The sequence below is a fragment of the Kitasatospora sp. NPDC090308 genome (assembly GCF_044769485.1).
In the GTDB taxonomy this organism is placed as follows: Bacteria; Actinomycetota; Actinomycetes; order Streptomycetales; family Streptomycetaceae; genus Kitasatospora; species Kitasatospora fiedleri.
The window spans coordinates 64,304-85,178 of record NZ_JBIVXY010000015.1 but is presented as its reverse complement, the minus strand read 5'-3'; the positions used below and the strand labels follow the sequence as shown (position 1 = coordinate 85,178).

Sequence of the window (20,875 nt, the reverse complement as noted above, 5' to 3'; positions counted from 1 at the left end):
ATCACCCGATTCCGACCGATATGCCACGTTAGTCCACTTTCGGACTACCTCCGCGCGCGGCCGCCCCCCGGGCCGCCGGAGGATGGCGATCATCGGGCTCTCGAAACCCGCGGACCGCCACTGCCCCATAAATGGTCTACACCAATTCTAGGTGTACTCGGGACAACGCCGGACGGTCCGCAGGTGTTCCTGGCCCCACGCACGGATGAACCCAGAGGCAGCGGGAACGGCAGCGGAGGGCCGACGATGAGTTCGACAGGCGCCACAGCGAACCAGTCCACCTGGTGGCACACCTTCTACGGCGGCCTGCAGAAGATGGGCCGCAGCCTCCAGCTGCCGGTGGCCGTCCTGCCCGCCGCCGGCCTGCTGACCCGGCTCGGCCAGGACGACATCTTCGGCAAGGACGGCCTCGGCTGGAACAAGGTCTCCGCCGCGATCGGCGCCGCCGGCGGCGCGCTGCTCAACCCGGCGCTCGGCCTGCCGCTGCTGTTCTGCATCGGCGTGGCGATCGGCATGGCCAAGAAGGCCGACGGCTCCACCGCGCTCGCCGCGGTGGCCGGCTTCCTGGTCTACTACGCCGTCCTGCACGCCTTCCCCAAGGACTGCCCGACCGGCTCGACGCTCGACGGCACGATCTGCGTCAACTACACCGACAAGACGGTGGTGTCGGCCGACTTCCAGAACCCCGGCGTGCTCGGCGGCATCCTGATGGGCCTCTTCTCGGCCTGGCTCTGGGTGCGCTACCACCGGGTCAGGCTGGTCGACTGGCTGGGCTTCTTCAACGGCCGCCGCCTGGTCCCGATGATCACCGCCCTGGTCGGCCTGCTGCTCGGCTCGCTGATGGTGTGGATCTGGCAGCCGATCGGCTCCGGGCTGGAGGACTTCTCCAAGTGGCTCTCCGACCTGGACGCCGTCGGCTCCGGCATCTTCGGCCTCGCCAACCGCGCCCTGCTGCTGATCGGCATGCACCAGCTGCTGAACACCTTCGTCTGGTTCCAGTTCGGCTCCTACACCAACCCGGACACCGGCAAGTCCGGCACCGGTGACATCGGCCGCTTCCTGGCCGGCGACCCGGACGCCGGCCAGTTCCTCTCCGGCTTCTTCCCGATCATGATGTTCGCGCTCCCGGCCGCCGCGATGGCCATCGCGGCCTGCGCCAAGCCGCACCGGCGCAAGGAGATCTACGGCCTGATGACCTCGGTCGCGCTGACCTCCTTCGTCACCGGCGTCACCGAGCCCATCGAGTACTCCTTCGCCTACGTGGCCCCGCTGCTGTACGGCATCCACGCGGTGCTCACCGGCGTCTCGATGGCCGTCACCTGGGCGCTCGGCGTCCACGACGGCTTCAGCTTCTCGGCCGGACTGATCGACTACCTGCTCAACTGGAACCTGGCCACCAAACCCTGGCTGATCATCCCGATCGGCCTGTGCTTCGCGGTGGTCTACTACGCGGTCTTCCGGTTCGTCATCGTCAAGTTCGACCTCAAGACCCCGGGTCGCGAGGACGACGACGAGATCGACGACGTGACCAAGGCCTGACCTCCGCCCGGCGCACCGCGCGCCCCCGGCGGGAGACCCCTCCCGGCCGGGGGCGCCGTGCTGCCCGGACGTAGGCTGACCCGGCGTCAACCGTTCGAAGGTTTCGATTCAGCGGCGCTTGTCCCCGGCGAACCTTAAGAGGGTTCCGGTCGCTGTTCGGCGCGTGCTAGAAAGCTGGAGGAGGCCACAAGTGGTCTAGACCAGGATCGCGCTGCCGTGAGGAACCACCGCTATGAGTACCACCGCGCAGAACCCCCTGCCCGCGGCGGCGTCCGGCGGCCGGGAGCTGCGCTCCCGGGTCTTCGCGGCGCTCCAGAAGATCGGCCGCAGCCTCCAGCTCCCGATCGCCGTGCTGCCCGCCGCCGGCATCCTGCTGCGGCTCGGCCAGGAGGACGTCTTCGGCGACCAGGGCCTGGGCTGGACCAGGGTCGCCGAGGTGTTCTCCGCCTCCGGCCACGCCGTCTTCGACTGGATGCCGCTGCTGTTCTGCGTGGGCATCGCCATCGGCTACGCCCGGAAGGCCGACGGCTCCACCGCGCTGGCCGCCCTGGTCGGCTTCCTGACGTACCACCAGGTGCTCACCGCCTTCCCCAAGACCGCCTACCAGGTGCTGCCCGGCCGGGACGTCGCCGCCACCTACCAGGACCCCGGCGTGCTCGGCGGCGTGGTGGTCGGCCTGCTCTCCGCGATCCTCTGGCAGCGGCTGCACCGCACCCGCCTGGTCGACTGGCTGGGCTTCTTCAACGGCCGCCGCCTGGTCCCGATCGTGATGGCCTTCGTCGGCACCGCCCTGGGCGTCTTCTTCGGCCTGTGCTGGGGCCCGATCGGCGCCGTCGTCGACCGCTTCAGCACCTGGGCGATCGGCCTCGGCGCGCTCGGCGCCGGCCTGTTCGGCCTGATCAACCGGGCCCTGCTGCCGTTCGGCCTGCACCAGTTGGCCAACACCTTCTTCTGGCAGCAGGCCGGGCGCTACACCGTCGGCACCCAGGAGTTCCACGGCGACCAGACCCGCTTCTTCCAGCACGACCCGGCGGCCGGCCAGTTCATGTCCGGCTTCTTCCCGATCATGATGTTCGGCCTGCCCGCCGCCGCCCTCGCCATCGCCCACTGCGCCCGCCCCGAACGCCGCCGCGCCGTGCTCGGCATGATGTTCTCGCTGGCCCTCACCTCCTTCGCCACCGGCATCACCGAGCCGATCGAGTTCGCCTTCCTGTTCATCGCCCCCGCCCTGTACGTCCTGCACGCCGTGCTCACCGGCCTGTCCATGGCACTCACCTGGGGCCTGGGCGTGCACCACGGCTTCACCTTCTCCGCGGGCGTCATCGACTACGTCCTGAACTGGAACCTGGCCACCGAACCCTGGCTGATCATCCCGATCGGCCTGTGCTTCGCGGTGGTCTACTACGCCCTCTTCCGGTTCGTCATCCTGCGCTTCGACCTGAAGACCCCGGGCCGCGAGGACGACGACGGCTTCGAGGACGGATAGCCCCGGGCGCGGGTGGGGCCCGGCCCGGGCGGTCCCGTCAGATCCACCCCAGCCGCGCCGCGTGCACGCCCGCCTGGAAGCGCGACTGCGCGCCCAGCGCCGCGGTGAGGTCGGCGACCAGGCGGCGCACCGTGCGGTCGGACACCTCCAGCTTGCGGCCGATCGCCTGGTCGGTGAGCCCGGCCGCGAGCAGCCGCAGCACCTCGCGGTGGCGGTCGTCCGGGGTGGTGCGGCCGAGCAGCTCCGGCGGGACCCAGCTGGCCGCCCAGAAGTGCTCGAACAGCTCGCGCACCACGCTGACCACCGCCGGGTCGCGGACCACCACCGCGGCGCTGCCCGGCGGCTCCCCCGGCGCGGGCAGCACGGCGAGGCCCGCGTCGACCACGATCAGCCACAGCGGCAGGGTGTGCGCGACCCGGATCCGCGCGCCGGCCGCGGTCAGCGCCTGGACGTGGGCGAGGACCGCGCCCTGGTGCAGCGCGGCGGCCGGGTAGATGGTGCGCAGCGCGACCCGGTGGGCCAGCGCGATCCGCTCGCGGGCGAGCTTCTCGGCCAGGCCGCTCTCCGACTGGTCCTGGCCGGGCCGCAGCGACAGCGCCTCGGTGCGGGCGGCCCGGGCGGCGTCCTCCAGCAGCGCGGCCACCCGGTCGGTGCCGCGGACCAGCTCGTGGGCGGTGCCGGTGTGCAGCGGCAGGTAGCGGGCGTGCAGGTGCTCGACCCGCTCGCGGGTGCGGCGGGCCTCGCCGAGCAGCGCGGTGAAGCGGCGGTCGGAGTCGGCCAGCAGCTGGCGGACGGCGGTGTCGATCGAGACGGCGGCCATCCCGCTGGTGGTCGCCGACGTCCGCTGGAGCAGCCCGAGGCCGCGCAGCTCGTCCAGTGCCTGCTCGAACTCCCGTTCCTCGCAGCCGAGTTCCTCGCGCAGGGAGTCCAGCGGCAGGCCGGGGTCGGCGAGCAGGCGGGCGTACAGGGCGGTGCTGGTCTCCACCCTCCGGGAGCCTAGGGCCGCGGGCGGGGGGCGGAGCGCGGTTTTCAGCATGCGAGACGGTCCGGGCGGGCGGGCGGCGGCGGGGCGGCCGGACGGCGCGGTGGTGGGGCGGCCGGGAGCGGGTCCGCGTCCGGGAGGCGGTCCCGGCATCCGAGACGGGCGCTCCGGTGGCGGCCATGGCCTGATCCGGCGGGGCCGGGGGCCTTCGCCGGGCGGGCCGGGGTCTCCAGGATGGGCGGCATGGCGATTCCCGAGTCTTCCGTGATCTGGTTCGACGGCGCGCTGGTGCCCTGGCAGGAGGCCCGCGTCCACGTCCTGACCCACGCCCTGCACTACGGCACCGGGGTGCTGGAGGGCACCCGGGTGTTCGAGACGGCCGACGGGCCCGCGGTGTTCCGGCTGGCCGAGCACCTGGCCCGGCTGGAGCGCAGTGCGCACATGCTGCGCATCGAACTCACCTACAGCCGGGAGGAGTTGGCGGCGGCGACGGTGGCGCTGGTGGCGGCCAACGGCCACCGCTCCTGCTACCTGCGGCACCTGGCCTTCCTGGGCTACGGCTCGATGGGCCTGGACATGCGGCACTCCCCCACCAGCGTGTCGATCGCCTCCTGGGAGTGGCCCGCCTACCTGGCGGCGGGGCGCGGACTGCGGCTGATGACCAGCAGCTGGCGGCGCACCGACCCCAACGCCGTCCCCCCGGCGGCGAAGGCCACCGGCCCGTACCTGAACTCGGCGCTGGCCCGGCGGGAGGCCACCGACGCGGGCTTCGACGAGGCGCTGCTGCTGGCTCCGGACGGCACGGTCAGCGAGTGCAGCTCGGAGAACGTCTTCGCGGTCCGCGGCGGCGTCCTGCGCACCACCCCCGCCAGCGCGGGCGCCCTGGAGGGCATCACCCAGGACACCCTGCTGACCCTGGCCCGGGACCTGGGCGTGGAGGTCCGGGTGGAGAACCTGCTGCGCTCGGACCTGTACGCGGCCGACGAGGTCTTCCTCTCCGGCACGGCGGCCGGCGTCGTCCCGGTGGCCTCCCTGGACAACCGCGAACTACCGTCCTCCGAAGGCGAGTTGACCAAGCGCCTGGCCGAGGCGTACCGGGGCGCGGTGAGCGGCGCGGACCCCCGTTACCGGCACTGGCTGACGCCGGTTCACAGCGCGTAGACGGCTCCGGCGCGGGCGAGTTCGACCGGGCCGGGGAAGACGGCGGCGGCGTCGCGGCGGTTGCGTTCGGCGTCGGTCCACGGCGGGACGTGGGTGAGGACCAGGCGGGCGGCGCCGGCCTCGGCGGCGTGCTCGCCGGCCTGGGTGCCGTTGAGGTGGATGGAGTCGAAGGTCTCCTTGCCGTCCGTGTAGGCGGCCTCGCACAGGAACAGGTCGGCGCCGCGGGCGAGTTCGACCAGGGCGGGGCAGACGCCGGTGTCGCCGGAGTAGACCAGGCTGCGGCCGCCGGCCTCGATCCGGAAGCCGTACGCCTCGCAGTCGAGGTGGTTGACCCGGGCGGCGGTGACGGTGAACGGGCCGAGGGACAGCCGGGCGCCGTCGGCGAGGTCGCGGAAGTCGAAGACCTCGGTCATGCCGGGCTTCTCCGGCATGTCGTAGGCGCGGGCCAGGCGTTCGGCGGTGCCGGCCGGGCCGTGCACGGGCAGCGGGTCGGGGCAGCCCTCGACCCGGTAGTTGCGGGCGACCCAGTAGGCGCACAGGTCGACGCAGTGGTCGGCGTGCAGGTGGCTGAGCAGGACGGCGTCCACGTCGTAGAGGCCGGTGTACTTCTGCAGGGCGCCGAGCGCGCCGTTGCCGAGGTCGACGACGAGGCGGTAGCCGTCGTGCTCCACCAGGTAGCTGGAGCACGGGGAGTCCACGGACGGGAAGCTCCCCGAGCACCCCACCACGGTCAGTTTCATGCCGAGCCCTTCCCGCCCCGTCGGGCCATCGTCCGCGGCCGTCCGCGCCGCCGGTCGGGCGGGGCGGGGTTCTTCGACTCCGTCGGTGCTTTGACTGTCGAGGGTAAGGGCCGGGCGGCACTTTGCCCCCTCTCCCGTGCCGGGCTGTGGGCGGAATCACCAGGACGGGGCGGGGCCCGGTTCAGCGGCGTCCCGGGCGGGCCAGCGCCCAGCCGCGGATGGTCTCCGGGTACCAGCGGGGGTGGCCCGCGGCGTCCACCCGGTCGGGTTCGGGCAGCAGCCCGTGCCGCTTGTAGTTGCGGACGGTCTCGACCCGCACGTTGATGTGCCGGGCGATCTCGACGTAGGACCAGAGCTCTCGGCCGGGCATCGCGCCCACCTCCGGGTGACGGCGTACCAGTGGTGCGCCGCCAGCCTGGCGCGGCGGACTCCGGCGACCGGGGCGCGACCGGCGCGGTGACCGTTCCGTGACGGAGCGGTCACCGGGAACGGACAAATACCGGGATGTCACAGCGGGCCGATGATCGGACGAGCGGACGGCGCGGCCCCCTCGGCGGGGTGCCGCGCCGTGGTCCTGCCGCGGGGCTCAGGCCCAGAGCTGGCCCTGCAGCGCCTCGACCGCCGCCTCGGTGGTCTCGGCGGTGTAGATGCCGGTGGACAGGTACTTCCAGCCGCCGTCGGCGACCACGAACACCACGTCGGCCCGCTCGCCGGCCTTGGCGGCCTTGTGGGCCACGCCGATCGCGGCGTGCGCGACCGCGCCGGTGGAGACGCCCGCGAAGATGCCCTCCTGCTGGAGCAGTTCGCGGGTGCGGGTGACGGCGTCGGCCGAGCCGACCGAGAAGCGGGTGGTGAGCACCGCGGCGTCGTACAGCTCGGGGACGAAGCCCTCGTCCAGGTTGCGCAGGCCGTAGACCAGGTCGTCGTAGCGCGGCTCGGCGGCGACGATCTGCACGCCCGGGACCTTCTCGCGCAGGTAGCGGCCGACGCCCATCAGGGTGCCGGTGGTGCCCAGGCCCGCCACGAAGTGGGTGACGGTGGGCAGGTCGGCGAGGATCTCCGGGCCGGTGGTGGCGTAGTGCGCGCCGGCGTTGTCCGGGTTGCCGTACTGATAGAGCATCACCCAGTCGGGGTGCTCGGCGGCGATCTCCTTGGCGATCCGCACCGCGGTGTTGGAGCCGCCGGCGGCGGGCGAGGAGATGATCTCCGCGCCCCACATCCGGAGCAGCTCGCGGCGCTCCTCGCTGGTGTTCTCCGGCATCACGCAGACCATCCGGTAGCCCTTGAGCTTGGCCGCCATGGCGAGCGAGATGCCGGTGTTGCCGCTGGTGGGCTCCAGGACGGTGCAGCCGGGGGTGAGTCGGCCCTCGGCCTCGGCCCGCTCGATCATGCGCAGCGCCGGGCGGTCCTTGATCGAGCCGGTCGGGTTGCGGTCCTCCAGCTTGGCCCAGAGCGTGACCCGACCGTCCTCGTTCCCGGGGATTGCGGCCGAGAGCCGCGGCAACCGCACCAGTGGCGTGTTGCCGATGGCCTCGATCGGGCTGTCGTAGCGCATTACTTCATACCGCCGGCCACGGCCGGGAGGATGGTCACGCTGTCGCCGTCGGCGAGCGCGGTGGAGACGCCGTCCAGGAAGCGGACGTCCTCGTCGTTCAGGTAGACGTTGACGAAGCGGCGCAGCTCGCCGCCGTCCAGCAGCCGGGCGGCGATGCCGGGGTGGCGGGAGTCGAGGTCGGTGAAGAGCTCCCCGAGGTCGGCGCCGTTGCCGTCGACGGCCTTGGCGCCGTCGGTGTAGGTGCGGAGGATGGTCGGGATGCGGACCTCGATGGCCATGGCTGCGCTCCTGTGGAGTGTGAGTTCGGGTTGCCGGGCCGGGCGGGGCGCGGCAGGGGAGGGGGCCCCGGCGCGCGGGGCGGGTGCTGTCTGGGGCTCGCCGGTCGGTGGCTCGCCGGTCGGTGCCGCCGGTCAGTGCGCGGCGGTGCCGGGACAGATCGCGCTGGCGAGCCGGCACAGGTCGACGTGCAGGCGCGCCACGAGGCGGGTGCCTGGGGCCTGATTGCTCACATCGACGGAACGCATGGACTCATCGTATAGATTCCCGCCCCCGCTTTGACATGCTTGTCTCGGCATCCGGTCGGCGGCGTTCCGAGGGGTGGGAAAGCGGGCCGACCCGCCGCGCGCGGGCGGCCCGGGCCGGGAACGGCCGGACCGTTCCCGGCCCGGGCCGGGTCGGGGGTCGCTCAGCCCTGGTGGGCCTCGACCACCTCGACGTCTTCCTCCGTGATCACACCGTCCACGATGCGGAACGAGCGGAACTGGTAGGGGTCCTGCTCACCGGTGCCCTCGGCGGTGGAGACCAGCACGTAGTGGGCGAACGGCTCGGAGGCGTAGCTCACGTCGGTGCGGGAGGGGTACGCCTCGGTGGCGGTGTGCGAGTGGTAGATCACCACCGGCTCCTCGTCGAGGTCGTCCATCTCGCGGTAGAGCTTGAGCAGGTCGCCGGAGTCGAACTCGTAGAAGGTGGGCGAGCGGGCCGCGTTGAGCATCGGGATGAACCGCTCGGGACGCCCGGTGCCGGCCGGTCCGGCGATCACGCCGCACGCCTCGTCCGGGTGGTCGGCGCGGGCGTGGGCGACGATCCGGTCGCGCAGTTCTCGGGTGATGGTCAGCATGCGGCCAGGATAGCGAGACGTCAGTTGCCGTCCCCGGCCCGGAGGTGGGTGTGCGGGTCGGCGTGCAGGGCGGCCGGGTCGCGGCGGCGCAGTACCGCGTAGCCGACCGCCAGGCAGATCGCCCAGCCGGGGAAGACGTACAGCGAGATCCGGGCGTCGGGGTCGAAGGCGATCAGGACGGCGACCAGGACCAGGAAGGCCAGCGACAGCCAGCGGCTCCAGTTGCCGCCGGGCGCGCGGAAGGTCGGGGCGGGCAGCCGGCCGGCCTTCCAGGCGGTGCGGTAGCGGATCTGGCTGGCCAGGATGACGCCCCAGGTCCACAGGCCGCAGACGGTGGCGATCGAGGTGATGTACTGGAACGCCCGTTCCGGGACGAGGTAGTTGAGCACCACGCCGACGCCCATCAGCAGGCAGGAGACGGTGATCGCGGCGGCGGGGGTGCGGTGGCCGTTGAGCCGGGTGAGCCGCCCGGGGGCCTGCCGGCGCAGGGCCAGGTCGCGCAGCATCCGGCCGGTGGAGTACATCCCGGAGTTGCAGGAGGACAGCGCGGCGGTGAGCACCACGAAGTTGATGATCCCGGCCGCCGCCGGGATGCCGATCTTGCCGAAGGCGGCGACGAACGGGCTGACGCCGGGCTGGAACTCGGTCCACGGCACCAGCGACAGGATGACCAGCAGCGCGCCGATGTAGAACAGCGCGATCCGCAGCGGCAGGGTGTTGATGGCCCGCGGCAGGGTCTTCTCCGGGTTCTCGCTCTCGCCCGCGGTGACGCCGACCAGCTCCACGCCCAGGTAGGCGAACATGACGATCTGCAGGGTCATCACGGTCGCGCCGACGCCCTTGGGGAAGAAGCCGCCGTCCTGCCACAGGTGGGTGACCGAGGCGGTGTCGCCGGCGTCCGAGAAGCCGAGGGTGAGCACGCCGACGCCGATCAGGATCATCCCGAGGATCGCGGTGACCTTGACCATCGAGAACCAGAACTCGATCTCGCCGAACAGCTTCACCGAGATCAGGTTGGCGGCGTACAGCACCAGCAGGAAGGCCAGCGCGGTGGTCCACTGCGGGATGTCGGGCGCCCAGAAGCGGACGTAGACGGCGGCGGCGGTGGTCTCGGCCATGCCGGTGACCACCCAGAACAGCCAGTACGTCCAGCCGGTGACGAAGCCCGCGAACGGGCCGAGGAACTCCCGGGCGTACTCGGCGAAGCTGCCGGCCACCGGGCGGTAGGTGAGCAGTTCGCCGAGCGCCCGCATGATCACGAAGATCACCACGCCGGCCACCGCGTAGCTCAGCAGCAGGCTGGGCCCGGCCTTGGAGATCGCGGTGCCGGCACCGAGGAACAGGCCGGTGCCGATCGCGCCGCCGATGGCGATCATCTGGATCTGCCGGGTGCCCAGCCCCCGCTGGTAGCCCTCTTCGTCGGGGGCGGACCCGGCCGCCTCGTCCGTCACCTGCTGCGTCATCCGCCCGCCTCGCCTCCCGGTCCGCGCCGGCCGGCCGGCCGACGGGCCCCGTCTATCCCGGGGAGGCAGCAGTGAACCACGCCGGAGCCCCGGAACGCCTCATATCTGAGCTTTAGCTGAGCAATCGGACAATATGAACGAAAGAAGGGGGCCGAACGGGGGGCGCGGGCGAGGGGCGCGAGGGGGGCGTGGACGGGGGTCGGACGGGGGTCTGACGGGCCCCGTCAGCCCGCCATCGCCTCCAGCAGGCTCTCCTGCATCGCGCCCAGCCACAGGTAGGCGATCACCAGCGGCTTGCGCGGGTCGGAGTCGGGCAGCCGGTACAGGCCCTCGTCCTCCTCCTCGGAGACCTCCAGCCGGGCGCCCAGGGTCAGCCGCAGGTCGTTCAGCGCGCCCAGCCAGCGCGGGAAGTCGTCCGGCTCGACCTCCAGCACCCCGCCCGCGCCGCCCAGCCCGTCCAGCGCCCGGACCACCGCCAGCGCGTCCTCGCGCTTGCGGGCCCGCAGGTCCAGCTCGGTGTAGCGGCGGAACTCGGCGGCCCGCTCGGCGGTCCGCGGGTCCTCCGGCGCGCCCGGCCCGCCGTACCCGTCGGGGAACAGCCGCAGCAGCGCCGGGTCCTCGGGGGCCTCGCTGGGGCCCTCCGCGAACAGCGCGGCCAGCGGGTCGTCGCTGCCGCCGCCGGGCGGCGGCCCGATCAGCTCCAGCATCTGCACTTCCAGCGAACGCAGGATGGACGCCTCGAACTCGTCCAGCGCGATCACCGCGCCGCCGTCGCCCGCACTCTCGAACAAACCGGCCATGTGTGTCGAATCAGTCCCTCGTGGATGGTGGGTGACGGGCCGTCAGTCGTGCTGCAGGGTGGCCCACAGGCCGTAGCCGTGCATCGCCTGCACGTCGCGTTCCATCTCCTCGCGGGTGCCGCTGGAGACCACCGCCCGCCCCTTGTGGTGCACGTCCATCATGAGCTGGTGGGCCTTGTCCTTCGGGTAGCCGAAGTAGCTCTGGAAGACGTACTGGACGTAGCTCATCAGGTTGACCGGGTCGTTGTGGACGATGGTCACCCAGGGCGTGTCCGGTTCCGTGACCGGAACCCCCTCCGTCTCCGGGCGCTCGACCTCCACCGGCGCGACACTCACAGTCCGTCTCTCCTCGTCGACCTCGGCTTCCCCCCGGCCCATGCTTCCATCCGAGGGACCCGGGAGCGAATCAGGGTGGCCCGACACGGGGACCGGAAGAGAAATCGTCACTTTGACGCTAAGTGGTAGTAGCATCATCCCCATGGACGCCATCACCGCGCACCGCAGCTCCGCGCTGCTCACCGACCGCTACGAACTGACCATGCTGCAGGCCGCGCTGCGCAGCGGTGCCGCCCACCGCCGCTCGGTCTTCGAGGTCTTCACCCGCCGCCTCCCGTCCGGCCGCCGCTACGGCGTGCTGGCCGGCACCGGCCGGGTGCTGGACGCCATCGAGGACTTCCGCTTCACCGCCCCGCAGCTCGACTGGCTGGCCGACCAGCGGGTCGTCGACGAGGAGACACTGCGCTTCCTCGCCGACTACCGCTTCACCGGCAGCGTGCACGGCTACCCCGAGGGCGAGGCGTACTTCCCCGGCTCGCCGCTGCTCACCGTCGAGGGCAGCTTCGCCGAGGCGGTGATCCTGGAGACGGTGATCCTGTCGATCCTCAACCACGACTCGGCGATCGCCGCCGCCGCCTCCCGGATGACCGCCGCCGCGGGCGACCGCCCGGTGATCGAGATGGGTGCCCGGCGGGCCCACGAGCAGTCCGCGGTGGCCGCCGCCCGGGCCGCCTACCTGGCGGGCTTCTCCGCCACCTCCGACCTGGAGGCGGGCTTCACCTACGGCATCCCGACCACCGGCACCGCCGCGCACGCCTTCACCCTGCTGCACGACAGCGAGCGGGACGCCTTCACCGCGCAGATCGACTCGATGGGCCGCGACACCACCCTGCTGGTGGACACCTACGACCTCGGCGAGGCGGTCCGCACCGCCGTCGAGGTGGCGGGCCCGCAGCTGGGCGCCGTCCGGATCGACTCCGGCGACCTGACCCTGCTCGCCCACCGGGTGCGCCGCCAGCTCGACGAGCTCGGCGCCACCGCCACGAAGATCATCGTCACCTCCGACCTGGACGAGTACGCCATCGCCGCGCTCGCCGCCGCCCCGGTCGACGGCTACGGCGTCGGCACCAGCCTGGTCACCGGCAGCGGTCACCCGACCTGCGCGATGGTCTACAAGCTGGTCGCCCGCGAGTCGGTGCCCGGCGGCGAGCTCGTCCCGGTCGCCAAGCGCTCGGCCGGCGGCAAGACCAGCGTCGGCGGCCGCAAGTGGGCCGCCCGCCGCCCCGACCGGGACGGCTTCGCCGAGGCCGAGGTGGTCGGCACCGGCCCCGTCCCGGCCGAGCTGGAGCCGCACCTGCTGCACGTCCCGCTGATCACCGACGGCGAGGTGGTCGGCCGCGAGCCGCTGGATGCCGCCCGGGACCGCCACCGCCGGGCCCGCGCCGCGCTGCCGCTGTCGGCGACCCAGCTCTCCCGCGGCGAGCCGGTGATCAACACCGAGCGGCAGGCCAACTGAACCGCCGGACGCGGACACGGGTGGGGCGGGCTCGGACGCCGGATGGGACGGGCGCGGACACCGGGTGGGGCGGGCGCGGACGTGGCTTTGCCCGGCTTTGTCCCGCGGCGATCCCCCGGCGGCGCCCCGGCACTTTCGCGCCCGCCCCGCACTGCCTAGAGTGCCAACCGCTGTACCGTCCGGGCCCGCCCGGGCCACCCCGACGCCACCGCGGCCGAGACCCCCGGGCTCCGGGCCGCACCCCAGCTCCCAACGAGCCAACGAGAGAAGAGCCAGCCATGCACCGGGCCCTGATCGTCGTCGACGTGCAGAACGACTTCTGCGAGGGCGGCAGCCTTCCCGTCGCCGGCGGGGCCGAGGTCGCGGCCGCGATCACCGACCTGATCGCCGAGTCCGCCCCCGGCTACGCCCACATCGTCGCCACCCGCGACCACCACATCGACCCAGGGCCGCACTTCGCCGCCGAGCCCGACTACGTCCGCTCCTGGCCGGTGCACTGCGTGGCCGGCACCGAGGGCGTGGGCTTCCACCCCAACTTCGCCCCCTCGGTGACCTCGGGCGCGGTCGAGGCGGTCTTCTCCAAGGGCGCGCACGCCGCCGCGTACAGCGGTTTCGAGGGCTTCGACGAGCACGGCGGCACCCTCACCGACTGGCTGAACGAGCGCGGCGTCACCGACGTCGACGTGGTCGGCATCGCCACCGACCACTGCGTCCGCGCCACCGCCCTGGACGCCGCCCGCGAAGGCTTCGCCACCCGCGTCCTGCTCGACCTGACGGCCGGCGTCGCCCCCGCCACCACCGCCGAGGCACTGGAGGAACTGCGCTCCGCCGGGGTCGAGCTGGCCGGCACACCGGTCGTCCGCGCCTGACGGTCCGTCAATCCACCTGCCGTCCCGGCGGGTTCAGCGCTCGGTGACCACCAGCTCCACCACGTCCTCGCCGCCGGTCCCGTACGCCTGCGCCAGCTCGTCGCCGACCGCGTCCCGTTCGGCGGCGAGGCGGGCGGAGCCGACGTACACCACCCGCACGCCCAGGTACTCCATCCGGTGCTGGCCGCCGCGCACCCAGGCCGCCTCGCCCTCGCTGACGCAGCGCAGCTCGGAGTCGACCTCCACCGCCACCGCGGCCTCGGGCCAGTACAGGTCCGGCACCGCGATGTAGGTGCCGCCGCGCATCCGCAGCTCGGGGCCGGGCAGCGGCAGCGGCAGACCGCGCTCCACCGCCAGGGCCACCAGCTCGGTGAACGCGGCCTCCCGGCGCGCCGCCAGCAGTTCGTCCACCGCCGCCCGCACCCGGGGCGCCTCCAGCAGCCGCGCCTCGGCCAGTTCGGCCAGCAGCTCCGCCACCGTGCAGCCGCCGCCGCGCGCCAGCAGCGCCTCGCGCAGCAGCGCCCGCAGCAGCCCCGGGCCGACCCGGCCGGACTCGAACGCGCCCTGCTCGGCCCACTCGCTGATCGCGTCCGCCACCGCCCGGGCCACCGGGGCGACCGCCAGCCCGTGCACCGAACGGGCCTCCAGCTCCCGCCCGGTGCGCCGGATCCGCACCTGTCCGGCGTCCCGCAGCCGGCGCTGCCGGGGCACCAGCACCTCCACCCCGAGCACCGCGGGCAGCCGCGGCACCGACACGAACCCGTACAGCGCCAGCGCCGCCGCGCCGGTGATCACCGCGCCCTCGCGGGTGCCGTCCCCCGCCGGGCCGTTCTGCGCCGCGTACAGCAGCGCCGCCCACATCCGCTGCTCGGGCGTCGGCGCGCCGTCCTGCAGCAGGTAGACCCGCGGCAGCAGCCGCTGCCACGGCCCGCCGCTGCGGCAGTGCTCGCTCACCATGCGGGCCGGGACGCCGCGGGCGCGGAGCTGACTGGCCGTCACCACGTTCTGCTGGCGCCGGGCGAGTTCTTCGAGGGACACGGGCTGCTGCGGAATCCGGTAGCTCATGCCGTCCACGTTCCCCCTCGGCTCCGACACCCGACGCCTGACCTGACGACCTGTTACGCAACCGTCGTCAAACCGGGACTGCTCCGCACTAAAGTCCCCATACCCTCACCCATTCGGCGTATCGGGTGTTCACTCCGTTGCCGTAATAGATCGGACTTGTTTTCTACTATCCGATTTTCATCGGATCGACACAGCATTGCGATCCGATCGAGTCCGCGCCGCCGACCTGCGCGATCTGACCGGAAGTGATCGATCACACACGCAACGTCACACCCGCTGGCGTCGGTGGCCGTCACGAATTGCCTACCATCGGGCACATGCCCCGCGACGAGTCATCAGCCCAGCGCGCCGCCCGACTACGCCTCGGCCGCCTGCCCGGCTACGTCCGCCAACCCGACCCCGCCAGACGCGGCGGAGAGGACGGCCGTACGTACAAGAAGGGCTGGGAAGTCCGTTTCACGGCGCGCAGCGAAGAGGAGATAACCGAGATCCGCGAGCTGGTGACCGCCGCCGGATTCGCTCCCGCCCGGCCCTTCTTCAAGGGCCACCAGCTCATCCAGCCGGTCTACGGCATCGCCGCCGTGCAGGCCTACCTGGCCGCCCGGGAGAGCGTCGAGGCCGCCGAGACCACCGCCCGGACCGACCGCCGCACCGCCGGCATCCCCGAGCAGACCCGCCGCGAGCCCGACAGCGTGGCCGCCGCGGTGCGGGCCGCCGAGAGCGCCGCGGCCGAGGCCGCCGCCGGAGCGGCGGCGCGGGCGGGCGGGAGCGCGGGCGGGGCCGATGGAGGAGCCCTCGGCGGAGGAGCCGTCAGCGGAGGAGCCGTCGGCGGAGCCGCGGATGGGTCCGCCGCCGGAGCGGGCGAGGACGCGGTGCGCACCGGCGAGGCCGCCCGGCGGACGGGCAGTGAAGCGGCGGCGCGGACCGCCGGGAGTGCGGGCGCCACCGTCCGGTTCGGCGGGGCCTCCGCCACCCGGTCGGCGCGCGAGAGCTGAGCCCCGGGCCGGACCAGGGAACGTGACGGTCCGGCCCGCGGACGCGAAGGACCGGCCCGCGGACGCGAAGGCCGTGAAGGGCCCGCGAGCGGGCCCGGGCAACCCCTGAGGCCCTCGGGGTCGCCGAAGCCCTTCGCAGGCCCTACTGGCCCCACTGGAAGGCTTTCTGACGGCACGTCAGCTGCGCTGCCCGGCTTCCTGCTCTCGGCTCGCGGCTTTCGGCTTTCGGCTTTCGATTTGCTGCTTCCCGCTTCCGGCTTCCGGCTTCCGGCTTCCGGCTTCCGGCTTCCGGCTTCCGACGCCAGGACGCCAGGACGCCCGGACGCGGTCAGAGCGCCCCGGCCGGGACGTGGTCGACGTGCACGGTCACGGCCAGCAGCCGGGGGACGGCCCGGATCAGGGCCCGTTCGGCGTCCTCCGCCACCCGGTGGCCGGCCACCACCGTCAGCGCGCCGTCGACCACCACCTCCGCCTCGGCGCGCAGCGCGTGCCCGACCCAGCGCATCCGCACCGCGCCGACCCCGCGCACCCCGTCCACGCCCGCGAGTTCGCGCTCCGCCGCGTCCAGCAGCGCCGGGTCGACGGCGTCCATCAGCCGTCGGCCCACCTCGCGCACCGTGCCGCGCAGCACGCCCAGGATCGCCACCGTGATCAGCAGCCCCACCACCGGGTCCGCGTACCGCCAGCCCAGTGCGCTGCCCCCGGCGCCCAGCAGCACCGCCAGCGAGGTCAGCCCGTCGGTGCGGGCGTGCAGGCCGTCCGCGACCAGCGCCGCCGAACCGATCCGGCGGCCGGTGGCGATCCGGTAGCGGGCCACCCACTCGTTGCCGACGCACCCCGCGAGGGCCGCGGCGGCCACCGCCCACAGGTGCCCGACCGGCTCCGGGTGCAGCAGCCGCTCCACCGCCGTCCACCCCGCCACCAGCGAGGACGCCGCCACCGCCAGCACCACCGCGACGCCCGCCAGGTCCTCGGCCCGCCCGTACCCGTACGTGTAACTGCGGTTCGCCGCCCGCCGCCCCAGCAGGAACGCCACGCCCAGCGGGACGGCGGTCAGCGCGTCCGCGACGTTGTGCACGGTGTCGCCGAGCAGCGCCACCGAACCCGACAGCGCCGCGATCACCGCCTGCGCGGCGGCCGTCGCACCCAGCACCAGCAGCGAGACCCAGAGCGTGCGCAGGCCCTCGGCGGAGGACTCCATCGCCGCGTCGACCCGGTCGGCGGCGTCGTGCGAGTGCGGGCGCAGCAGGTGGGCCAGGCGGTGCCGCAGGCGGGCGCGGGCGTGGCCGTGGCCGTGGCCGTGCTGGTGGCTGCGGTCGTGACCGTGACCGTGACTGTGATCGTGATCGTGATCGCGCTGATCGTGCGGGTGAGGGTGGTGGCGCTCGGCGTGGTCGTGGGGCGCGTGGTCGTGGGGCGCGCTCCGGTGGGTGGGGAGGGTTTCCGGGCCCCGGACGGTGCCGCCGTGCGGGTGATGGTGGTCGTGGGGCTCGTGACCGGGGCGGTCCGGCCGGTCCGGTGTGTGATGGTGGTCATGCCCGTGACTCGGGATTCGCCCGTGAAGGTGAGGCCGGTCACCGATTTCGCGTTCACCCATAGGGCCTACGGTGGCACACCAACTGGCTTGCAGCCACTGCCGATGTACCACCTCTGACCAGGTGCGACGCCCTCGCAACTGCACCGGGCGAGCGACCCCTGCTGACGGGCCGTCACACAACGACCCGAATCCGACCCGGCCCCGGGCATCTCAGCAGACTTGTCACCCACCGCACCCGCCCGAGGGCCTAGAGTGAGCGCTGACGCTCCCGTCCGGACCCAGATCGAGAGGCAGCTGATGTGACTGAACGTCATGTCCCGGCCGCAGACTCGGCATCTGCTGATCGGTCCGCCGAACTTCCTTACGTGTCCGTCGAGTTCGCCGCCTTCTGCGAGCTGCACGAGCCGCGCTACCAGAGCTACGCCCGGGTCTGGTTCCAGGAGCCCGGCGCCGCCCACCGGGTGGTCCGGCTGGCCCTGCACGCGATCGCCGCGGTGTGGCCGACCGTCCTGGAGAGCCCCAACCCGGCCGCCGCGGCCTGGCAGATCCTCCGCGAGACGGTCACCGAGCAGCACGGCACCGCCGTGGCGGCCGGAGCCGCCGGGATCGCCGGGACTGCCGGGCTGCGGCCCGACGTGGAGGGCGACGAGGACCTGGCGATCCTGCACTACGTGGTCGGCCTGGCCACGCCCGAGATCGCAGACGTGATGGGCGGCGACACCGCCAGCATCACCAGCCAGCTCCGCCAGACCCACCGTCGGCGCACCACCGACTGGTGATCCCGCGGGGCCGCTGAGCAGCTGAGCCATCGAGTCCGTCCGGCGTCCCGGCCCCCGGCTCCGCGCCCCCTCGTCGACGGCACCGGCAGGGCGTGCGGGGCGGCACGCACGCCCCCGGACCGTTCCGCCCGCCCGTGGCGTACCCCCGCGAACCGGGCGCGCCCGCCCGGGCCGATCGCACCCGATCGCACCCGGAGGACCGGTGATCGACATCACGGCCGGTCGCACTACCCCCGCGGATCGGGTCGGCGAAGGATGGGGCCGTTCGATCACGCCCGGCACCCGCACTCGACACCCGCACCCGCACCCGCACCACGTGCCCGACACTCCGTGCGCGGCGCCCCGGACCCAGACGGAGACCCCGGATGTCCTTCGACCACGCCGTGGCCATGTTCCGCCACCAGGCGGACTCCTGCGCCGAGTTGGGCTCCCCGCTGTCCGCCGCGCTGCTGCACCGGGCCGCCGGTGACCTGGCCGCCGGCGGGCCGTGCGCGGAGGCGATCGCCGGGCACGAGGACGCCCCCGGCCCGAACGCCATCGCCCTGCGACTGCTCGGCGCCGTCCACGCCCTGGTGCTGTCCGGCCGGGCCCCCGACCTCGCCGCGCACTACCCCGACGCGGGCGGCCACTTCGACCCCGCCGACCCGGACGCCCCCTGGCCGGCCTTCCGCGCCGCCGTCGCCGCCCACCTGCCGTTCGTCCGCGAGTGGCTCACCCGCCCGCCGCAGACCAACGAGGTCGGCCGGTCCAACCTGCTGCTCACCGGCCTCGCCTGGGCCCAGCAACAGCTCGCCGACGCCGCCGCCTCCACCGCCACCACATCTCCGTTCCCGCTCCCCGTCCGGCTGTACGAGCTGGGATCCAGCGCGGGCCTCAACCTCCTTGCCGAGCAGTTCCGCTGCGTCTCGGAGGGCTTCTCGTACGGGCCGCCGGACTCCCCCGTCGTCCTCGCCGACGCCTGGCGCGGCGAGCCGCCCGCCTGGCTGCGCGACGCCCCGCTCCAGCGGGTGACGGAGCGGCGCGGCTGCGACCCGACACCGATCGACCCGCGCTCCGCCGACGGCGCCCTGGCCCTGCGCTCCTACCTGTGGGCCGACCAACTCCCGCGCGCACAGCGGCTGAATGGCGCACTCGCCCTCGCCGCCCGGACGCCCGCCCCGGTCGAGGCGGTCGGCGCGGCCGTGTTCCTGCGCGGCCTAGAAACGGCGCCGGGCGCGCTGACCGTGGTCTGGCACTCGGTCATGCGGCAGTACGTTCCCGTCGACGAATGGCGTTCCGTGGAAGGCGAGTTGGCACGACTCGCGGCCGCCTCGACCCCGTCCGCGCCCTTCCTTCACCTCGCCTTCGAACCCCGCCGGGTCGGCGGCGGGCACCGCTTCCTGCTCACCGCCCGACTCAGCTCCGGCCCCGGCTCGGGCTCCGGCTCCGCGATCACCACGACGCTCGCCGAGTCCGTACCGCACGGCCTGCCCGCGTGGACGCCGGCGCCGGACGACCCGGTCCTCCGGCAGTCGGACTGACGGACCGTCAATCCTTTTGCTGCCCGCCGGTGACGTCGTACCGGTGGTGGTCCACGTCGTGGAAGACGTAGCGGCCGAGGGACGCCACGGTGAACCGGGCGCCGTCGCTGCGCTCGCCGGTGCGCTCCCGGCCGGCGTCCGGCACCCCCTCGTAGGCGCGCGCCAGCCGCTCGGCCGCCGCCCCGACCTCGGCGGCCACCGCGGCCGGGTCCTGCTCCCGGTAGCGGTCCTCGACGGCGGTGGCGTCCTGGTCCCAGTCGGGGAACACCGGGTCGTCCTCGGCCAGCATCAGCAGCAGCCGCCCCTCGATCGTCCGGAACACGTCCCGCACGTGGCAGGCGTACTCGAGCGGCGACCACACCTCCGGCGCCGGCCGCTCCCGCAGCCCCCTCCCGTCCCCGCCCTCGCCGTCGGCCTCGCCCTCGGCCAGCAGCTCGGCCCAGAACCGCCCGTTGCCCCGGATCAGGGCCGGTACCGCCTCGAAGGGGATCGCCGAAGTGTCCAACCCGCATTCGGCGCAAGGACGTTCGAGGACCCAGGTCCAGTCCTTGGTGTCAGGAGTGATCATGCCCCCAGGATGGCCGCCCGGACGACCACCCGGCCAGCAGCAGGAATGCCACCGCCCATCGAGATCCCGCCAAACCCGCCGCTCAGCCCCCCAGCACCTCGGCCAGCCGCCCGGCGAGCTCGTCCATCCGCTCCGCGGGCACCGCCCGCCCGCCGGCCCCCAGCAGCCCGAACACCCGCGGCCCCCGCCACTCCACCGGCAGTTCCTCCGCCCGCGGCACCACGTGGAAGTGCACGTGCGCGAACCCCTCCGCCTCCCCGAACTGCGCCACGTACGCCTTCCGGCACCCCGTCACCACCTCCAGCGCCCGGGCCAGCCGCACCTGCCACACCCCCAGCGACGCCGCCTCCGCCCCGGTCAGCTCCGCCATCGACTCCAGGTGCCGCCGGGGCAACAGCACCAGCCACCCCGGCAGCGCGCAATCCACGGCGTGCGCCACCCGCCAGTGCTCGTCCACCGCGATCCGCTGGTACCGCGGCAACCGCTCGAACTCAGCCTCCCGCGCGCACGCGTAACACTCCCCACCCCTCACCCGGCCGCCCCCCCCCTTCCGCTCAGCCCTGCCCCGCCACGTTGACCCGGCAGACCGAGGACGTCGGCACCAACCCCGGCAGCAGCCCGTCCAACAACCGCGCACACACCTCCTGCTGCTGCTCGTCCCGCAGCCCCTCGGCCCCCGCCGTCCCCGAAGCCCCCACCACTCCCGCCACCGCCACGACCAACCCCGCCACCGCACACTTCCACCGCACCACGGCAACCACCTCCGAACATCCGACGACACAGTCCCCTCTCCCTACCCACCCGCCCTCACCCCCCACGCCCCCCTTCCCCCATCCGTGGGCGTGTCGCCCCCGCCCACGCCGACGGCCCCCCGCCGAGCCACCGGGCACCTGCCCCGTGGCCCCGC

The 20,875-nt window shown here is 73.6% G+C and carries 23 protein-coding genes; 8 read left to right on the top strand and 15 right to left on the bottom strand.

The window, feature by feature from the left end:
* Positions 1 to 246: 246 nt before the first annotated feature.
* Complete coding sequence (locus ACIQVD_RS27900) at positions 247 to 1,539, top strand: PTS transporter subunit EIIC (protein ID WP_400680163.1); 1,293 nt, start codon at positions 247 to 249, stop codon at positions 1,537 to 1,539.
* Between the two features lie 232 nt (positions 1,540 to 1,771).
* Complete coding sequence (locus ACIQVD_RS27895; RefSeq protein ID WP_100838118.1) at positions 1,772 to 3,025, top strand: PTS transporter subunit EIIC; 1,254 nt, start codon at positions 1,772 to 1,774, stop codon at positions 3,023 to 3,025.
* Between the two features lie 37 nt (positions 3,026 to 3,062).
* Here the strand turns inward: ACIQVD_RS27895 and ACIQVD_RS27890 are convergent, their stop codons facing one another.
* The gene (locus ACIQVD_RS27890; protein ID WP_402292053.1) at positions 3,063 to 4,010 is read right to left on the bottom strand and encodes a LuxR C-terminal-related transcriptional regulator; all 948 of its coding nucleotides are present in this window, start codon (positions 4,008 to 4,010) and stop codon (positions 3,063 to 3,065) included.
* A gap of 240 nt (positions 4,011 to 4,250) precedes the next feature.
* Between ACIQVD_RS27890 and ACIQVD_RS27885 the strand changes: the two genes are divergently transcribed.
* Positions 4,251 to 5,168, top strand: coding sequence for a branched-chain amino acid transaminase (locus ACIQVD_RS27885; protein WP_402292052.1), 918 nt, complete (start codon positions 4,251 to 4,253; stop codon positions 5,166 to 5,168).
* Here the strand turns inward: ACIQVD_RS27885 and ACIQVD_RS27880 are convergent.
* From ACIQVD_RS27880 to clpS, 9 genes are all read right to left on the bottom strand, one after another.
* On the bottom strand, positions 5,156 to 5,908 hold the full coding sequence (locus ACIQVD_RS27880; RefSeq protein ID WP_402292051.1) for an MBL fold metallo-hydrolase: 753 nt from the start codon (positions 5,906 to 5,908) through the stop codon (positions 5,156 to 5,158). The genes ACIQVD_RS27885 and ACIQVD_RS27880 overlap by 13 nt on opposite strands.
* A gap of 181 nt (positions 5,909 to 6,089) precedes the next feature.
* Positions 6,090 to 6,278 carry a MarR family transcriptional regulator gene (locus ACIQVD_RS27875; protein WP_100838114.1) on the bottom strand — a complete coding sequence of 63 codons (189 nt, stop codon included), beginning with the start codon at positions 6,276 to 6,278 and terminating at the stop codon, positions 6,090 to 6,092.
* Positions 6,279 to 6,494: 216 nt separating this feature from the next.
* Positions 6,495 to 7,463 (bottom strand): PLP-dependent cysteine synthase family protein, encoded by a 969-nt coding sequence (locus ACIQVD_RS27870; protein WP_402292050.1) that lies wholly within the window; start codon positions 7,461 to 7,463, stop codon positions 6,495 to 6,497.
* Complete coding sequence (locus tag ACIQVD_RS27865) at positions 7,463 to 7,741, bottom strand: MoaD/ThiS family protein (protein ID WP_400680172.1); 279 nt, start codon at positions 7,739 to 7,741, stop codon at positions 7,463 to 7,465. Before ACIQVD_RS27865 ends, ACIQVD_RS27870 begins: the two co-directional genes overlap by 1 nt.
* A gap of 132 nt (positions 7,742 to 7,873) precedes the next feature.
* Positions 7,874 to 7,987, bottom strand: a complete 114-nt coding sequence (locus ACIQVD_RS27860; protein ID WP_318552237.1) for a putative leader peptide — start codon at positions 7,985 to 7,987, stop codon at positions 7,874 to 7,876.
* Positions 7,988 to 8,148: 161 nt separating this feature from the next.
* Entirely contained in the window at positions 8,149 to 8,580 is a 432-nt protein-coding gene (locus ACIQVD_RS27855) for a Mov34/MPN/PAD-1 family protein (protein ID WP_100838111.1), read from the bottom strand.
* Between the two features lie 20 nt (positions 8,581 to 8,600).
* Entirely contained in the window at positions 8,601 to 10,043 is a 1,443-nt protein-coding gene (locus tag ACIQVD_RS27850; RefSeq protein WP_402292049.1) for an amino acid permease, read from the bottom strand.
* A gap of 224 nt (positions 10,044 to 10,267) precedes the next feature.
* Positions 10,268 to 10,843: a DUF2017 domain-containing protein gene (locus tag ACIQVD_RS27845; RefSeq protein WP_402292048.1), complete on the bottom strand. Its 576-nt coding sequence runs from the start codon at positions 10,841 to 10,843 to the stop codon at positions 10,268 to 10,270.
* Between the two features lie 42 nt (positions 10,844 to 10,885).
* On the bottom strand, positions 10,886 to 11,179 hold the full coding sequence (gene clpS / locus ACIQVD_RS27840; protein ID WP_199528063.1) for an ATP-dependent Clp protease adapter ClpS: 294 nt from the start codon (positions 11,177 to 11,179) through the stop codon (positions 10,886 to 10,888).
* Positions 11,180 to 11,321: 142 nt separating this feature from the next.
* On the opposite strand from clpS, the gene ACIQVD_RS27835 reads away from it, so the two are divergent.
* On the top strand, positions 11,322 to 12,635 hold the full coding sequence (locus tag ACIQVD_RS27835) for a nicotinate phosphoribosyltransferase (RefSeq protein ID WP_402292047.1): 1,314 nt from the start codon (positions 11,322 to 11,324) through the stop codon (positions 12,633 to 12,635).
* Between the two features lie 278 nt (positions 12,636 to 12,913).
* Positions 12,914 to 13,504 carry an isochorismatase family protein gene (locus tag ACIQVD_RS27830; protein ID WP_400680180.1) on the top strand — a complete coding sequence of 197 codons (591 nt, stop codon included), beginning with the start codon at positions 12,914 to 12,916 and terminating at the stop codon, positions 13,502 to 13,504.
* A gap of 33 nt (positions 13,505 to 13,537) precedes the next feature.
* Here ACIQVD_RS27830 and ACIQVD_RS27825 read toward each other — a convergent pair whose 3' ends face one another.
* The gene (locus ACIQVD_RS27825) at positions 13,538 to 14,569 is read right to left on the bottom strand and encodes a type IV toxin-antitoxin system AbiEi family antitoxin domain-containing protein (protein ID WP_402292046.1); all 1,032 of its coding nucleotides are present in this window, start codon (positions 14,567 to 14,569) and stop codon (positions 13,538 to 13,540) included.
* A gap of 317 nt (positions 14,570 to 14,886) precedes the next feature.
* Between ACIQVD_RS27825 and ACIQVD_RS27820 the strand changes: the two genes are divergently transcribed.
* Positions 14,887 to 15,564 (top strand): hypothetical protein, encoded by a 678-nt coding sequence (locus ACIQVD_RS27820; protein ID WP_402292045.1) that lies wholly within the window; start codon positions 14,887 to 14,889, stop codon positions 15,562 to 15,564.
* 328 nt (positions 15,565 to 15,892) lie between these two features.
* On the opposite strand, the gene ACIQVD_RS27815 is transcribed toward ACIQVD_RS27820, so the two are convergent.
* Positions 15,893 to 17,161, bottom strand: coding sequence for a cation diffusion facilitator family transporter (locus ACIQVD_RS27815; RefSeq protein ID WP_402292044.1), 1,269 nt, complete (start codon positions 17,159 to 17,161; stop codon positions 15,893 to 15,895).
* Between the two features lie 305 nt (positions 17,162 to 17,466).
* On the opposite strand from ACIQVD_RS27815, the gene ACIQVD_RS27810 reads away from it, so the two are divergent.
* Both ACIQVD_RS27810 and ACIQVD_RS27805 read left to right on the top strand, forming a co-directional pair.
* Positions 17,467 to 17,880, top strand: a complete 414-nt coding sequence (locus ACIQVD_RS27810; RefSeq protein WP_100838103.1) for a hypothetical protein — start codon at positions 17,467 to 17,469, stop codon at positions 17,878 to 17,880.
* Positions 17,881 to 18,245: 365 nt separating this feature from the next.
* Positions 18,246 to 19,400 (top strand): DUF2332 domain-containing protein, encoded by a 1,155-nt coding sequence (locus ACIQVD_RS27805; RefSeq protein WP_402292043.1) that lies wholly within the window; start codon positions 18,246 to 18,248, stop codon positions 19,398 to 19,400.
* 7 nt (positions 19,401 to 19,407) lie between these two features.
* On the opposite strand, the gene ACIQVD_RS27800 is transcribed toward ACIQVD_RS27805, so the two are convergent.
* The 3 genes from ACIQVD_RS27800 to ACIQVD_RS27790 form a co-directional block, all read right to left on the bottom strand.
* Complete coding sequence (locus ACIQVD_RS27800; RefSeq protein ID WP_402292042.1) at positions 19,408 to 19,968, bottom strand: DinB family protein; 561 nt, start codon at positions 19,966 to 19,968, stop codon at positions 19,408 to 19,410.
* 82 nt (positions 19,969 to 20,050) lie between these two features.
* Positions 20,051 to 20,449, bottom strand: a complete 399-nt coding sequence (locus tag ACIQVD_RS27795; RefSeq protein WP_402292041.1) for an HIT family protein — start codon at positions 20,447 to 20,449, stop codon at positions 20,051 to 20,053.
* A gap of 73 nt (positions 20,450 to 20,522) precedes the next feature.
* Positions 20,523 to 20,699 (bottom strand): hypothetical protein, encoded by a 177-nt coding sequence (locus tag ACIQVD_RS27790; protein ID WP_402292040.1) that lies wholly within the window; start codon positions 20,697 to 20,699, stop codon positions 20,523 to 20,525.
* Between the last annotated feature and the right edge of the window lie 176 nt (positions 20,700 to 20,875).